This window comes from Pseudomonas sp. W2Oct36, assembly GCF_041060465.1.
Classification (GTDB): domain Bacteria; phylum Pseudomonadota; class Gammaproteobacteria; order Pseudomonadales; family Pseudomonadaceae; genus Aquipseudomonas; species Aquipseudomonas graminis_B.
Genome location: NZ_JAUERW010000004.1, coordinates 93,051 through 108,198 on the forward strand (window position 1 = coordinate 93,051; position 15,148 = coordinate 108,198).

Annotated in this window: 9 protein-coding genes and 1 pseudogene; 7 read left to right on the top strand and 3 right to left on the bottom strand. The window is 61.4% G+C overall.

Features of this window, described 5'->3' with window-relative positions; genetic code table 11:
- Window positions 1-229: 229 nt before the first annotated feature.
- Both QWI18_RS08175 and QWI18_RS08180 read right to left on the bottom strand, forming a co-directional pair.
- Complete coding sequence (locus QWI18_RS08175) at window positions 230-1,570, bottom strand: MFS transporter (protein WP_065986141.1); 1,341 nt, start codon at window positions 1,568-1,570, stop codon at window positions 230-232.
- A gap of 149 nt (window positions 1,571-1,719) precedes the next feature.
- Complete coding sequence (locus QWI18_RS08180; protein ID WP_369318597.1) at window positions 1,720-2,736, bottom strand: 1-aminocyclopropane-1-carboxylate deaminase/D-cysteine desulfhydrase; 1,017 nt, start codon at window positions 2,734-2,736, stop codon at window positions 1,720-1,722.
- Window positions 2,737-2,975: 239 nt separating this feature from the next.
- Between QWI18_RS08180 and QWI18_RS08185 the strand changes: the two are divergent.
- From QWI18_RS08185 to QWI18_RS08200, 4 genes and pseudogenes are all read left to right on the top strand, one after another.
- Window positions 2,976-5,291: pseudogene (locus QWI18_RS08185) on the top strand (type VI secretion system Vgr family protein); the annotation flags it as partial.
- Between the two features lie 162 nt (window positions 5,292-5,453).
- A complete protein-coding gene (locus QWI18_RS08190; protein WP_369318697.1) occupies window positions 5,454-7,004 on the top strand; it encodes a DUF2235 domain-containing protein in 1,551 nt (516 codons plus the stop codon).
- A gap of 17 nt (window positions 7,005-7,021) precedes the next feature.
- On the top strand, window positions 7,022-7,639 hold the full coding sequence (locus QWI18_RS08195; protein ID WP_369318698.1) for a DUF2931 family protein: 618 nt from the start codon (window positions 7,022-7,024) through the stop codon (window positions 7,637-7,639).
- A 97-nt stretch (window positions 7,640-7,736) separates the two neighbouring features.
- Entirely contained in the window at window positions 7,737-8,375 is a 639-nt protein-coding gene (locus QWI18_RS08200) for a DUF2931 family protein (RefSeq protein WP_369318598.1), read from the top strand.
- Window positions 8,376-8,470: 95 nt separating this feature from the next.
- Here the strand turns inward: QWI18_RS08200 and QWI18_RS08205 are convergent, their stop codons facing one another.
- Entirely contained in the window at window positions 8,471-10,510 is a 2,040-nt protein-coding gene (locus QWI18_RS08205) for an FAD-dependent oxidoreductase (RefSeq protein WP_369318599.1), read from the bottom strand.
- A 287-nt stretch (window positions 10,511-10,797) separates the two neighbouring features.
- Between QWI18_RS08205 and QWI18_RS08210 the strand changes: the two genes are divergently transcribed.
- The 3 genes from QWI18_RS08210 (at window position 10,798) to QWI18_RS08220 (ending at window position 14,845) form a co-directional block, all read left to right on the top strand.
- Window positions 10,798-12,438, top strand: coding sequence for a methyl-accepting chemotaxis protein (locus QWI18_RS08210; protein WP_192135752.1), 1,641 nt, complete (start codon window positions 10,798-10,800; stop codon window positions 12,436-12,438).
- 211 nt (window positions 12,439-12,649) lie between these two features.
- Window positions 12,650-13,801 (top strand): carbon-nitrogen hydrolase family protein, encoded by a 1,152-nt coding sequence (locus tag QWI18_RS08215; protein WP_296310953.1) that lies wholly within the window; start codon window positions 12,650-12,652, stop codon window positions 13,799-13,801.
- A 3-nt stretch (window positions 13,802-13,804) separates the two neighbouring features.
- Window positions 13,805-14,845, top strand: coding sequence for an AraC family transcriptional regulator (locus tag QWI18_RS08220; protein ID WP_369318600.1), 1,041 nt, complete (start codon window positions 13,805-13,807; stop codon window positions 14,843-14,845).
- Window positions 14,846-15,148 lie beyond the last annotated feature (303 nt).

Genomic DNA, 15,148 nt, shown 5'->3' on the forward strand with positions numbered 1-15,148 from the left:
GGCACAAGGGGCCGCCAATGTGCCATTTTTTGGGGCGCCGCTGCCATATTTTGTTGCTGATTTGTCTGATGGGTGACGTAGTGTCAGGACACCTGAAGCTTTTGACACCACTCTCCTGTCAATCAAACGCAAACCCTGTGGGAGTGAGCTTGCTCACGAAGACGGCCTGCAATCCGCCCAACATCCAGCAGGCACACCGCCTCCTTGGCAAGCAAGGTGGAGCCCCCAGTCAAACCGCCGTCTGCAATCTCCCCCGCGCCGTCAACGAACCTTCCACCTCATGCAGCGATACTTTGGACGTCTCCGGCAAGGCCAGCCCTCCCGCCAGCGCCAGCAGCGCGATGACGATCAGGTAAAACGCCGGCGCCAGGTTGCTGCCCGTCGCGCCGATCAGCCAGGTCGCCATCAGCGGCGCCGTTCCGCCGAAGATTGTGTACGCCATGTTGTAGGTGATCGCCGAAGCGGTGTAACGGGTACGCGTGGGAAAGGTCTCCGACAACAAAGCCGCCGTCACCACACCGCACAGGACAGCGCCGATCGCCAGCAACATCACACCGACGATCGAGGCCACAAAAGAACCGGAACTGGCCATCAAAAACGACGGATACACCACCACGATCAGCAGGACGCAGGTGCTGAGCACCGTCTTGCGTCGCCCGACCTTGTCGGAAAACGCCCCGGCCACCGGACAGATCGCGGCGGCGAACAGCAAGGCAATCAACGACACCAGCAGCGCGGTCGCACGACTCAGTCCGCCAGCGACCTGCAAGTACGTCGCGAAGTAGGTGGTGAACATGTAGAACGACAGCGCCGTCAGCGACACGAACGCGCCGAGGCAGCAGATCGCCGCGCCGTGATTGCGCAGGGTTTCCTTGAGCGGCGAATGAGCCACCGCGTGTTCCTGCTTGACCGCCTGAAAGGCCGGTGTTTCGTCCAGTTTCCAGCGCAGGTACAGCCCGACCAGCCCCAACGGCGCGGCGATCAGAAACGGCAGCCGCCAGCCCCAACTGCCCATGGCTTCGGTGCTCAAAGAGGCCTCCAGCGCGTAGGCAATGATCGCCGCCGCCGCGAAGGCCGAAAAGGTCGACACCGGCACGAAACTGCCGTACCACGCCCGTTGCGTGCGTGGCGCGTGCTCCATCAAGTAGGCACACGCCCCCGCGTATTCTCCCCCGGCGGAGAAGCCCTGAGCGCAACGGATGAGGGTGAGCAAAACGGGTGCCATCACGCCGATTGCGGCGTAGGTCGGCAGCAGACCGATGATGGTCGTCGCCCCGGCCATCAACAGAATGGTGAACGCCAGCGTGCGCTTGCGGCCGATGCGGTCGCCCAGCATGCCGAAGAACACCCCGCCCAAGGGACGAAACGCGAAAGCCACGGCGAACACCGCGAAGGTTTTCAAGAGCGCGGCGCTGGCGTCGCCGCTGGGGAAGAACTGCTGGGCAATGGTCGTGGCCAGAAAGCCGTACACCGCGAAGTCGAACCATTCGACAAAATTGCCGATGGCGGCCGCCACGATGACTTTTCTCAGGGTGGCAGGATCGACCTGCTCAAGGACGGGAGTGGTCATGGAAACCTCGGCGCGCGTGGGAAAGATCCGATTATCGGCACAGCGCCCTGCCCGCCCGACTCCAGAAATGCCGCCGACGTACTCAGGACCGACCTGTCGGGGGTGTGGGCCGCAGGATTCGTGCCAGTGCCCGGATGCGCGCTCCGGCGTCAGGGATGTGCGTGCGCAGCATCGAAGGTTCGCTTGCCCTGCAGTCCGCCGGTGTGCAGGAAAATCAGCCGCGTGCCCTTGGCGATCCGGCCCGCGACCACCTCGTCATGCAGGGCAAGCAATGCCTTGCCGGTGTACAGCGGTTCGAGGGGGATACCGGCTTCGGCTTCGTGCCGCGCAATGAAATCCAGCAACGCGGGATCGGTCTTCGCAAAGCCGCCACGACTGGCGTCGAGCAAGCGGTAACCCTGGGGCTTTTTGCGGTCTACCCCCACGTCCGAGCCTGTCGGTCGCGGACTCATTCTGCCCGAGGGCGCCACAGTCCCTGTGGGAGCGAGCTTGCTCGCGAAAGCTTCAACAATCCCCTCCACATTGCCCTCAACCCCATGACCTTCGGGCACCGCCATCGCGCCTATCACCTCATGCTGCCCCGCCTCCGCCAGTGCCAATCCCGCCAGCGTTGTGCCGGTGCCACACGCCAGCCACCAGCAATCGTAATCCTCCCACCCCAAATCGCCGAGCTGGCTGCGCGCCTGTTCGACGATTTCAGCGCAGCCCAACGCGCCGTCTAGCCCGCCTCCGCCCTCGGGCACCGGAAACAGATGCGGATAACGCTCGCGCCACGGCACCCAGAAATCCGCGTCATGGCGCGCGCGATACCCGGCGTAACCCAGCCAGTGCAACTCCATGCCGAACGCCTGTACATCCAGCACCGTTGGCGTCTCGACCGCATGCCCCCGCAACAACCCGACCGTGGCAAAACCAAAGCGCTTGCCCGCCGCCGCCAGCGCATGCAGGTGATTGGAATGCGCGCCGCCCAGGCTGATAACACCCCGTGCACCGGCTCGCTCAGCCGCCGCCAGATGGTGCTTGAGCTTGAACCATTTATTGCCGCTGATCAGGGGATCGACAAGGTCCAGCCGCAGGATCGCCGCCTCCACGCCCGCTGCCTGGAGCCAGTCAAAATTGAGCGGTTGCAGCGGTGCGGGAGGCAGTGGTGAGGAGAGAGGGAACATGAAATCGATCGGGCAATGGACGGTGCGAGAGTCTAGCACTCGTCGGGCGGGGTCTCGATTTAGGAGGCCGTGTAGGGCATTTCCTGATCTCCATTAGGACGCGTCCGGTTCGTGTTTTGCCTATGGAATGACGCTTTGAAATGCCTCATCTTCGCCCGCTTCAGCCCCTGTCATGGATGAGTTGATCGGTTCTTTATGGACCGGTCGGGGGCGCATTCTCCTGCCAGGGACGCTCATTCATGCTCACCGTATTACCGCCTTTCTTCGATCACAGTCGCCACAAACTTGTTATTCATCGTCTGCCCATTGCGCTCGATGTTCTTGCCTTCGAGGGCGAGGAACAGCTGAGTCAGCCGTTTCGTTACCGCGTTGAATTTACCTCCATCGAGCAGGACATCGGCGCTGAGCGGATGCTGGGGCAGGAAGCGCAGTTCAGTCTGCATGCTGCGGCGCATACGTTGCCGGTGGCGATTCGTGGGGGGCGGGTGCCTCGGGTTGAAGCGTTGCGGACGCTGCATGGTGTGGTGACGGGTTTTAAGCGGCTTTCCGGTTCGGCTGATGAGGCGCGTTATGAAGTGACGCTGGAACCGCGACTGGCATTGCTGGGGCGTGGAAAGCAGTTCCGGATTTATCAGCATCAGTCGGTGCCGCAGATTGTCGAGAGCATTCTGCGCACACGGCATGATTTTGAGGGGCAGGATTTTCTGTTTTCGCTGGTGCGGGAGTATCCGAAGCGTGAGCAGGTGATGCAGTACGGCGAGAGCGATCTGGCGTTTATTTCGCGGCTGCTGGCCGAGGTGGGGATCTGGTACCGCTTTAGCAACAATGAGCGATTGGGTATTGAGGTCGTCGAGTTTCACGATGATCAGCGGCATTACGTTCGGCCGCGTGTGAGCTTGCCGTTTCGGCCGCAGTCGGGGTTGGGCAGCAGCGGCCAGGATGGGGGTTGGGGGCTGCAGGTCAGTCATGAGGTGGTGGAGCAGAGCGTTCACTTTCGGGCCTATCACCATCGGGATGCGAACGCATGGCTGGATGCGGATGTTGATCAGACGCGCGGGGATTCCACCACTTACGGCGAGGCGTATCACTATGCCGAGCCGTACAAGGTGCTCGGCGAAAAGCTGGATCAGGATGAAGATTTAGAGGGTGAAAGCGGGTTTTTCTACGCCCGGTTGCGGCATGAGCGGTATCTCAATAACCAGACTCGGCTGACCGGGATTAGCAGCAGTGCTACGTTGGGATTGGCTCAGGTGCTGGCGATTTCCGGTGGGGCGCCGCAGGCGTTTGAACCGGGTGCGGTGATCACTCGATTGCGGTTGCATGCTGCGCGGGACCGCAGTTTCGAGCTGAGTTTTGAGGCGGTTCCGTATTCCGAGATCGTGTGCTTTCGGCCGCCGCTGCTGGCCAAACCTAAGATAGCCGGCACTGTTCCGGCCCGTGTCACCAGCTCGCTGGCCAACGATCCATACAGCCACATCGACCGCGAAGGCCGCTACAAGGTCAGCTTTCTGTTTGATCGCGACAGCTGGAAGCTGGGTGAGGAAAGCCTTTGGCTCAGACTTGCCCGGCCTTATGCCGGCGATACCCATGGCCTGCACCTGCCGCTGATCTGTGGCACCGAGGTGGCGATTGCCTTCGAGCAGGGCGACCCGGACCGGCCGTACATCGCTCACGCCCTTCATGACAATCGCCATTCTGACCATGTGACGCTGCTGCGCAGCGATTACAAACGCAACGTCCTGCGCACCCCTGCCAACAACAAGCTGCGCATGGAAGACGATCGCGGCAAGGAACACATCAAACTCAGCACCGAACACAGCGGCAAGAGCCAGCTCAACCTTGGGCATCTGGTCGACAACGAGAAGGATAAGCGCGGCGAAGGGTTCGAGTTGCGAACGGACGGTTGGGGCGCGATTCGGGCGGGGCGCGGGCTGTTTATCAGTGCGGATGAACAGACCAAAGCTCACGGTCAGCAGCTCGACATGGACGCGGCGATCGACCAGCTTGAAACCGCGCTTTCCTTGGCCCGCACCATGGCCCAGGCCGCGCGAAGTGCGGGTGCTATCGCCGCCGATACGAGCGGCCAAACGCAACTGAACGACGCGCTAACTCACCTCACCGAGCCCGGTCTGCTGCTGCACGCACCGGCAGGCATCGGCATGGTCAGCCCCGAAGCGATCTGCGTTTCCTCCGGTCGCGAAAGCGTCGCCATCACCTCATCACGCTCAACCGACCTCAGCGCCGGACGCAACATCACCGGCACCGCCGAAGGTGCGATCAGCCTGTGTGCCGTCACCAAGGGTCTGCAAGTCAAAGCGGTTCAGGGCGACGTCAAGCTTCACGCCCAAAGTGCCGCACTGCACGCGCTCGCCCAAGACGACATCAAGATTGAAAGCCTGGCCGGCCGGATCGAAATCAGCGCCCCGGAAGAGCTCCTCCTGAATTGCGGCGACGCATTCATCCGCATCAAGGATGGCGAGATCGAGCTGGGCGCGCCGGGGAATATCTATCACCGGGCCGCTTACGTGCTGAAGGCCGGTGCTACCACGCTTACGACGCCGGTGACGCCAATACCTTATGGCTATGGGGCGGGGTACACCCTGGTCGATGCGCAAAAGGCCGCTGCGCGCTTCGTCCGGTACCGGATCACCACGCAGGACGGAGAAGTATTCAACGGCGTGACCGACAAGGACGGCAAGACCATGCCCGTCCACACGATGCTGCCCGGACGCGTGGCGATCGACTTTCCGGAGCCCGAAGAATGGCTGAAGCCGCGCCCCACACCTGAACCTGAGGAGGAAGAAGAGGAAGAGGAAATCACCGAAGGCATCACCTTGCGAATCGGGTTGTTCTTTGACGGGACGGGAAATAACCAGAGCAATGCTGCGGCGACGGCGCAGTGCCGACGGCAGGATCTTGAGAGCTTTAGCAGCGAAGAGCTTGAAAGCATTGCGGCGACGTGCAAGCAGTACGGGTTTGGAGAGTTTGACGGTAGTGCGTTTAACAGCGCGCCTAATAACAGTTACGGGAATGCACCGAGCAATGTGGCGTATTTGTATAACTTGTATCCGGATAACACCGCAACACCAGTCGGTAAGGATTCAGAGATTGGTTATATCAGGGCGTACATCGAAGGCATCGGCACCCGTAGCGGCGGCGAGGATGACGTGCTGATCGGGCAAGCTCTCGGGCAAGGTGAAACGGGCGTGGTGGCGCGGGTCAAAGAGGCGCCTACGTTGATCGAAAGACAGTTAGAGCAGTTCCTCCAAATCAATCCCGGCACAGCTATTCGCACCGTTGAATTCGACGTCTTCGGTTTCAGCCGCGGAGCCGCGGCTGCACGGCATTGCGCTAACGAAGTCCTTAAGCCTCATCGTGGGGTATTCAGCGAGCTGCTTGTCGGGGGGCGCGCTAGTCTATTAAGAAGTTTCGACTCGGCCGCTGATGTATGCATCAATTTGGTCGGCCTGTTCGATTCCGTTGCAGCCATCTCAGACCCACTACATGGCGACTTCAGCCCAGGCAATGACATTAATCGTGGCGTCAATCTCTACCTGCCACCTGACTGCGCTCGGCAGGTTATCCACCTTCAAGCGCTCGACGAATATCGCGCCGACTTTTCTCTCAATAATGTTCACCACACGCACCTTCAGATAGGTCTGCCGGGCGCTCACTCCGATGTCGGCGGGGGCTATCTCCCACGCGCGCGAGAAAAGTTGTGGATGACGCAGCCCTGCATAGCCAGCGTTCCGACCGGTCAAAGGGTTGAATCCCACGCCGCCTGGGCCCGTGCAGAGGCGGACGCCAAGGCATTGCGCGAATCAGGCGTGGCGCGCGATGGCTACGTTGCGGTGAAAGCCTGGCCTGCAGCAACTAACCCTCGCGGCAAAGCTGAGCCGGTCATGCAGGACTACTGGATAACCGTAATCCTTGAACGCCCGGTGCATGGCGAACTGAGCCTGATTGCATTGCGTGTCATGCGTGATTTGGGTGAACGTCATGGGGTGCCATTTGACGTGATCACCGATACGGATAAACGCTTCAAGTTGCCGGACGAACTCATGCCTATCGCCAAGCGAATCTTGCAGCGGGTAATGACGGACCGGCTTGTAATATTTGAGCCTGCGCAGGAGGCATTGCTACGAGCGCGTTACATCCACCTGTCCGCGCACTGGACCCCCGAGGGCCCCTTTTTATTCAGCAAACCAACACCGCTGAATCGCAGGAACGTGCATCTCAACCGTCCGCAAAAAGGTTATCCAGAATGAAGCGCCTTATCTTCGCAATGGGGCTGCTTATTAGTCTGAGTGCTTGCGCAAGTGTACCAAGATTGCCGCCTGCCCCGAGGTTGCCATATCCAGCCTGGTACATAGGTTTCGCCGCCCCGAAGCACATGGAAGTCTGGGTTGAGAGCGTCGACGTACTGGACACGCGTCGACTCGCATTCTTTAAGGTGCACGGCGGGGTCGCAAGTTATACAGGGAAAGTCCAGGGCTGGCACCAAGGGGGAACAGGAGGCAAACCTATAAACAACGTTGACTTGCCAGAGCTGATCTTTTTGCGATGGCAGTCACTAGTAGAGCCGCAGGCTTACAAGATCAAAATACAGATACCACAGTGGGTGCGAGATGAGATGGTTCGTCCGGAACGAGCGTTTTGTCTGGTCCCAAATGATTGGAAGGACGACTACCGGAATGTCATAACCTTAGGCATGGCCCCAGCAGGGATCGTCAAAGTATGGGTTGGTGGGCCATGCCTGGGGTTCAAAGAAGTCGGCCGCTACCTAGCTAAAGTCGAGCCCCTCGGCCCCAACCAAGACGGAAAAGGGCTGTTTTACCGAGCACCAAATCCAGAAGCACAAGCCTGGATAGATCAGCACGGCATTCCCTATGGCAGTTGGTAACTCGGCCATGAGTGCTAACAAGGAGCATCACGGCACGCCACGGCTAGCGCACTTGCGGCTTTGTTCAAGGCTTCCATTTGTAGACCGGGTTTCCCAAATGAGGCGTCTGGTCTTTGCGGTCGGATTCCTGATCAGCTTGAGTGCCTGTGCAACGGGAGGGTCAGTACCCCCGCCCGTCAAGCTGCCCTATCCGGCGTGGTATGTAGGCTTCGCCGCGCCAAGGCACATGGAGGTGTGGGTAGAAAGCGTCGATGTGCTCGATCAGCGGGGATACGTTTTTTTTAACGTACATGCCGGAGTCGCCGGTTACACGCGAAAGCCCGAGGGCTGGCACAAGGGCACATCTGGCGGAAAACCCATCAACAACGTTGACTTACCAGACCAACTTCTTCTGCGCTGGCAGTCACTAGTGGAGCCTCAGGCTTACAAAATCAGCATCCGGATACCGCAGTGGGTACGCGATGAGATGGTGACGCCACTGCGCGTGTATTGCCGCAGTTCAAAAGAATGGATGGACGACTACCGTTTCGCGATTACGCTGGGAATGGCTCCGGGAGGTATCGTGAAAGTTTGGGCTGGTGGGCCATGTCTGGGTTTCAAGGAGGTCGGCCGCTACCAAGCTAAAGTCGAGCCCCTCGGCCCCAACCAAGACGGAAAAGGGCTGTTTTACCGACCACCAAACCCAGCAGCCCAAGCCTGGATCGACCAGCACGGAATCCCCTACGGCAGCTGGTAATCCCCCTCAACCGCCAGAGTCCCCTCAGACCCTGGCGGCACGCGATCCAACCCCGTCAAGCCCACCCGCAACATCACCCGTCAGAAACCAGCTCCTTACAACCCCGCCGCCAACCGCGACCCCTGATCAATCGCCCGTTTGGCATCCAGTTCGGTCGCCACATCAGCCCCGCCAATCAGATGCACGCTCTGCCCCGCCGCCTTTAGCCCGTCATACAGTTCACGCAGCGGATCCTGCCCGGCGCAGATCACCACGTTGTCCACCGGCAGCAGTTTCTCCTCGCCTTCCGCGCCGATCCGAATGTGCAAACCGGCGTCGTCGATCTTCAAATATTCCACGCTGTTGAGCATCTGCACCTGTTTGTTCTTGAGCCCCGTGCGATGAATCCAGCCGGTGGTTTTGCCCAGACCGTCGCCGACCTTGGTGGCCTTGCGCTGCAGCAGGAAGACCTGACGCGCTGGCGCATGGGGATGAGGCTTGATCCCGGCCACGCCGCCCCGCGCTTGCAGCTGGGTGTCGATGCCCCACTCGTCCCAGAACGCGTCGCGATCCAGGCTGGTATAGACGCCCTGGTGCACAAGGTATTCCGACACGTCAAAGCCAATGCCGCCCGCGCCGATCACGGCGACGGACTTGCCAACCGGTTTGCGGCCGAGGATCACGTCGAGGTAGCTCAACACTTTGGGGTTGTCGACACCGGGGATGGCGGGCGTGCGGGGCGCGATCCCGGTGGCCAGAATCACTTCGTCAAAGCCCTTGCCAAGCAGGTCATCGACAGTGACGCGGGTGTTCAGGCGCAGGTCGACGCCGGTGGTCTGCAGCTTGCGGCCGAAGTAGCGCAGGGTTTCGAAGAACTCTTCCTTGCCCGGAATGCGCTTGGCGATGTTGAACTGCCCGCCGATTTCGCTGGCCGAGTCGAACAGCGTCACCTCATGCCCGCGCTGGGCCGCAACAGTCGCGGCAGCGAGGCCCGCAGGACCGGCACCGATGACGGCGATTTTCCGGACCTGGGTGACCGGCAGGTAATTGAGCTCGGTTTCATGACAGGCGCGAGGGTTGACCAGGCAACTGGTGAGCTTGCCGCCGAAGGTGTGGTCGAGGCACGCCTGGTTGCAGCCGATGCAGGTGTTGATCTCGTCGCTGCGACCGGCCGCGGCCTTGTTGACGAATTCCGGGTCGGCGAGAAACGGGCGCGCCATGGAGACCATGTCGGCGTCGCCTTCGGCCAGCACCTGCTCGGCGACCTCGGGGGTATTGATGCGGTTGGTGGTGATCAGCGGGATCGACACCGAGCCGCGCATTTTCGCGGTCACTTGGGCGAACGCCGCGCGCGGCACCTTGGTGGCGATGGTCGGAATGCGCGCTTCGTGCCAGCCAATGCCGGTGTTGATCAGCGTGGCGCCCGAACGCTCGATGGCCTGGGCCAGTTGCACCACTTCTTCCCAAGTGCTGCCACCCTCGATCAGGTCGAGCATCGACAGGCGATAAATGATGATGAAATTCGGGCCGACGGCTTCACGCACACGGCGCACGATCTCCACCGGCAGGCGCATGCGGTTTTCGTAGCTGCCGCCCCAACGGTCGGTGCGATGGTTGGTGTGGGCGACGAGAAACTGGTTAATGAAATAACCTTCAGAGCCCATGATTTCGACGCCGTCGTACCCGGCGGTCTGCGCGAGGCTCGCGCAAGTGACGAAATCCTGAATCTGCTTCTCGATGCCCTCTTCGTCCAGCGCTTTGGGTGTGAACGGGTTGATCGGCGCCTGGATCGCGCTCGGTGCCACCTGCTTGGGGCTGTAGGCGTAACGCCCGGCGTGAAGGATCTGCATGCAGATCTTGCCGCCTGCTTCGTGCACGGCGTTGGTGACAACCTGATGATTGGCCGCCTCCTCCGGCGTCGACAGCTTGGCCGCCCCCGAATACACCCCGCCTTCAGCGTTCGGTGAGATACCGCCGGTGACCATCAGGCCGACCCCGCCCCGAGCGCGCTCGGCGAAATACACCGCCATGCGCTCGAATCCGCCCGGCTTCTCTTCAAGCCCGGTATGCATGGAGCCCATCAGTGTGCGGTTGCGCAGCGTGGTGAAACCCAGGTCCAGGGGAGCGAGCAAGTGCGGGTAGTGGGGGGCGGCCATAAAAACTCCATCGAGCATCGTCACGGGGTGCGGGCGCTCTGTGGCGCCCGTCGAATCAGTCAGGGCCTTGGACGAGCACCCGGTACATGACGCAAACAGTAAACAGCAGCCCGGCCATGCTCAATGACTGGAAGTGACAAATCAATGATCAAGCAGTGCACCACATCGTTCGTCGGGCCACCCTCCAGACTTGGACGTCGCCGCCGATAGCACCATGACGACCTTGCCGTACTTCCCTGATGTCTGAGCAATGTCCTTCTTCTCAACACCTCGGCAGGACGCAACTAATGAGCTGGATCAATGATGCAAAAATTTCAACCAAGTTGATCACAGGCTTCGTGCTGTGCGCATTCATCACCTTGGGAGTAGGCGTGCTCGGAAGCCGTGGCGTGTCCGACCTGTCGGAAAGCCTGAAACTGGTGTTCAGCAATAACCTGGTGTCCGTCGCAAAAACCGGCGAGGCCAGAACCAACGCCGTAGGGCAAAGCCGCGATCTGTATCGGTTATACACGGCCACTGCCGCCGGCATGCCCCAGGGCGTGAGGGACGAAGTGATTGCCTCAATGAACGCCAATCAGCAGCAGAGCGAAAAAGCGTTCGCCGAATACCGCAAGACCCCGCTCGCCGACGATGAGCGCGCGGCGGGCGATCAGATGGAAAAGGACTGGCCGATCTACCAGGCGCTGGTCCAGAAATACCTCGGCCTCATGAAGGCCGGCGACCTTGATAGCGGCCGCGCGTTGTTGTTCGGCGATCTTCAGACGGCCTACAACGTGGTGCTCGATGAGCTGACCCTCATAGTTAACTCCAATAACCGGCAGATTGGCGAAGGCGCCGAGGATGCCGCCCGCATGGAGTCCTCCGCCAAGACCGCGCTGTACATCGGCATCGGCATTGCCTTTCTGGCGGCGATTCTGCTGGGCATGTTCATCAGTCGTCTGATCAGCCGTCCTATTGCTTATGCGGTCGCAAGCGCGCGGAGCATCGCCGGCGGTGACCTGACGCAACCCGTCGTCAGCACCGGCCGCGATGAAGCCGGGCAATTGCTGACGGCGCTGGGCGAAATGCAGGGCAGCCTGAAAAGCACCATTCAGCAGATTGCCGATGCGTCCAATCAACTGGCCTCCGCCGCAGAAGAGCTGACCACCGTCAGCGATAACGGCAGCAGAGGGTTGGTCCGCCAGAACGACGAAATCCAGCAGGCCGCGACCGCCGTCACGGAAATGACTTCCGCTGTGGAAGAAGTGGCGCGCAACGCCGTGTCCACGTCCGACGCGTCCCGAACCACCAGCAAACAGGCCAGCGACGGCCGTGACCAGGCCCGTGGCGCGGTCGAAGCTATTAACAGCGCGACCACCGAAATCGCCACCTCGACCAACATGGTCCGCGACCTCGCCGTGCAGGTGCGGGACATCGGCAAAGTCCTGGACGTGATTCGCGGCATTGCCGAACAAACCAACCTGCTGGCCTTGAACGCCGCCATCGAAGCCGCCCGTGCCGGTGAACAGGGCCGAGGCTTTGCCGTGGTTGCCGACGAAGTCCGGGCCTTGGCTGCACGCACCCAGGCCTCAACCGGTGAAATCGAAGGCATGATCAACAGCGTCCAGGCCAGCGCCGATCAGGCGGTGGGGGCGATGGGCAAAAGTCAGGCGCTGGTGACCGACACCCAGGCGCTGGCCCAGGCAACGGGGCGCGCACTGGAGCAGATCGCCGACGGCATCGCCCAGATCAACGAACGCAACATGGTCATCGCCACGGCCTCCGAAGAGCAGGCGAATGTCGCGCGCGAGGTGGACCGCAATCTGGTGAACATCCAGGACCTGTCTACCCAGACGGCGGCCGGTGCGCACCAGACCAACGCATCGACTCAGGATCTTTCCCGCCTGGCCGTTTCGTTCAACACGCTGGTCAGCCGCTTCCGCCTGTAAAACGCATCGCCCGTGATGCCTGCAAATCGCAGGCATCGCGGTTGATCCATACAGCGCAGGCGGCCGCCGATGCCGCCTCGCTTGAACCCATTCGCCGAATGGCCGCTCTGGCCGTTGGCAAACCTTCTCCAAAGCAGCGTTTTGCCGTAGCCTTCCGGCAACGTCATCGCGCCCTGCGCGCGTTCTTCCCAGAGGCAGCTCTCCTTTCTTCATGCGCAAAGTTCTCGGCTCACTTACCGCTGCGGTGCTGGTGATTCTTCTCGTCAGCTACGGGCTGTGGACGGGCAAACGTCATGTCGGGCATTACCTGACAGACCTGCGCATTCAGCTGGTGATCAACGACGGGCAACCCGGCGAACGCGGCAACCTGCTGGGCATTCAGCCCGAGTTGTTCCCTTCCGATTATTCGAGTGCCAAACGCCTGCATCGCAAGCTGGCGTCGTACCTGGTCCAGGCCCGCGACCATGGGCTGCTCAACGATAAAACCATTGTGGTACTGCCCGAGCACATCGGCACCTGGTTGTTGGCGGTGGACGAAAAAGCCCAGTTCTACCAGGCCACCACCTTCGACGAGGCGATGAACTGGCTGGCGTTCAGTAATCCGCTGCTGTTCATCGACGCAGTGATTCACGCGCGGGGGAGCAGCCGCTTCGAGGACGCACGCCTGCGCATGAAGGCGCACAGCATGGCGCAGGATTATCAGAACGTATTCGGCGGGCTGGCGAAGGAATTCGGCGTGACGCTGGTGGCCGGCTCGATCGTGCTGCCCAGCCCGCACGTGGAAAACGGCGAACTGCACATCGGCCGCGGCGCGCTCTATAACAGCAGCCTGGTGTTCGGCCCCGACGGCCTGCCCTTGGGGCAACCGCAGCGTCAGTTGTTCCCGGGCTGGAACCAGCGGGGTTACATCCGTCCTGGCAAGGACGCGCCGCTCAACGTGATCGACACCCCGGCCGGCCGTTTGGCGACATTGATCGGCAGCGACAGCTGGTACCCCGACAATTACGCGCGACTCAACGCGAGCGGCGTCGAGCTGATTGCAGTACCGGCCTACGTCGCCGGCACGTACGGCTGGACGCAACCCTGGCGCAGCGACAAGCATGACGCGCTGGCGGCCCATTTGAATCTGGGGGCCAAACCGATCACACAGGGTGAAGCCTGGCGCCGACTGGCCCTGACACCGGCCAGCACGGCGAAGGCCGGCGTCAGCGTGTTCATGGGCGGCCAGTTCTGGGACCAGGGCAGCGCCGGCCACAGTTTCGCCAGTCGCGGCGGGCAAAGCGTCGCCGAGCAGTCCATCAGCGCTGCCCCGAAAGGCGTTCGCCCCGGGCATGGCGCCCGCCTGATCAATCTGTGGTTGTAATCGATGACCTCCCCTCGTGTGCGTCTGGGCGATCTGTCCGTGGGGTTCGTCCACAGCCTCGCCGACGCTGTTCGCAACGAAGGCCAGGACCCGCAACCGCTGCTGCAGCAATACGGCCTGGATGCCGCACGACTCGGTGAGGGCGGCGCCCGGCTGTCGATCCCGCGCTACATGCGCCTGGGCCATGGGGCCATCGAGCTGACCGGCGTGCCTGCCTTGGGCCTGCGGATGGGCCAATCCAGCCGTCTGAGCCACGCCGGTCTGGCGGGCATCACGGCCGCGCAGGCGCCGACCGTGCGCGAAGCGGCGCGCACGCTGATTCGTTTTGAACCGCTGTACGGCTCGAATTATCGCGGCCAGTCGAGCCTGCACGAAGACAGCGACGGCGCCTGGCTGCGCTTCTATTCCATCAGCCCGTACAACGGCTACAACCGCTTCGTGGTGGATTCGATCCTCAGCGGCTGGCTGCACCAGCTGTCGACGCTGAGCGGGACGACGCTGATAGCCGAACGTCTGGAGATCGAGTTCGACGCCCCCGCCTACGCCGCTGAATACGCCGCGCTCTGCGAGCAGCCGGTCGGTTTCGCGGCGGGCGTCAATCAGTTGCGCCTCAACCAGCGTCAGCTGGGCCTGCGCAACCCCGACCACGTGCCGAGTACCTGGCGGCATCTGCTGCAGGTGTGTGAACGGGAACTCGAACAACTCACCCGAACCCGCAGCCTGCGCGAGCGCATCACCCAATTGCTGGGGCCGTTGTTGAATGGGGGGCGGGAGCCGGATCTCGAAGAAGTGGCCGCGCGACTGAAGCTGCCGACCTGGACCCTGCGCCGCAAGCTGGCGGACGAGGGCACACAGTTCCGTGCGATCCTCAATGACACCCGGCGCGACCTCGCCATGACCTACATCCGGGACACCGAACTGGCCTTTGGCGAAATCGCCTACTTATTGGGATTTGCGTCAGCAGAAGCCTTTCAGCGGGCCTTCAAACGCTGGACCGAACAGACGCCCGGTGCGTTTCGTCGCAGCCAGCGCAAGTCACTCTGACTGGCAGGCGTGGGTTTTCCTACAACTCGGTGGCGTCTTCTGCGGGTTCCAGCGGGTCCATCTCGTAGGCCTGGTATTCCAGCAATTCTTCTTGGTACTCGTCCATTTTTGCGCCCTCGTGGCGAGTTCTTGTGATCGGTGGTGTTCTTGTGTCGCTGAGTCATTCAGCTGCAGATTCACTGACTACGAACCCAACCCTAAAGTGCCCTCATGAACAAAAAATGAAGGCCCGTTGAACAGTAGACGCGCGCGGATAAACGGCGACGGCCCAAGGGATTGTTAGCCTTGTCTGGGTCTGGCATT

Excerpts from the sequence above, each read along its gene's own strand:
- QWI18_RS08175 (WP_065986141.1), bottom strand. The coding sequence starts at position 1,570 with ATGACCACTCCCGTCCTTGAGCAGGTCGATCCTGCCACCCTGAGAAAA.
- QWI18_RS08180 (WP_369318597.1), bottom strand. The coding sequence starts at position 2,736 with ATGTTCCCTCTCTCCTCACCACTGCCTCCCGCACCGCTGCAACCGCTC.
- QWI18_RS08190 (WP_369318697.1), top strand. The coding sequence starts at position 5,454 with ATGCTGCCCGGACGCGTGGCGATCGACTTTCCGGAGCCCGAAGAATGG.
- QWI18_RS08195 (WP_369318698.1), top strand. The coding sequence starts at position 7,022 with ATGGGGCTGCTTATTAGTCTGAGTGCTTGCGCAAGTGTACCAAGATTG.
- QWI18_RS08200 (WP_369318598.1), top strand. The coding sequence starts at position 7,737 with ATGAGGCGTCTGGTCTTTGCGGTCGGATTCCTGATCAGCTTGAGTGCC.
- QWI18_RS08205 (WP_369318599.1), bottom strand. The coding sequence starts at position 10,510 with ATGGCCGCCCCCCACTACCCGCACTTGCTCGCTCCCCTGGACCTGGGT.
- QWI18_RS08210 (WP_192135752.1), top strand. The coding sequence starts at position 10,798 with ATGAGCTGGATCAATGATGCAAAAATTTCAACCAAGTTGATCACAGGC.
- QWI18_RS08215 (WP_296310953.1), top strand. The coding sequence starts at position 12,650 with ATGCGCAAAGTTCTCGGCTCACTTACCGCTGCGGTGCTGGTGATTCTT.
- QWI18_RS08220 (WP_369318600.1), top strand. The coding sequence starts at position 13,805 with ATGACCTCCCCTCGTGTGCGTCTGGGCGATCTGTCCGTGGGGTTCGTC.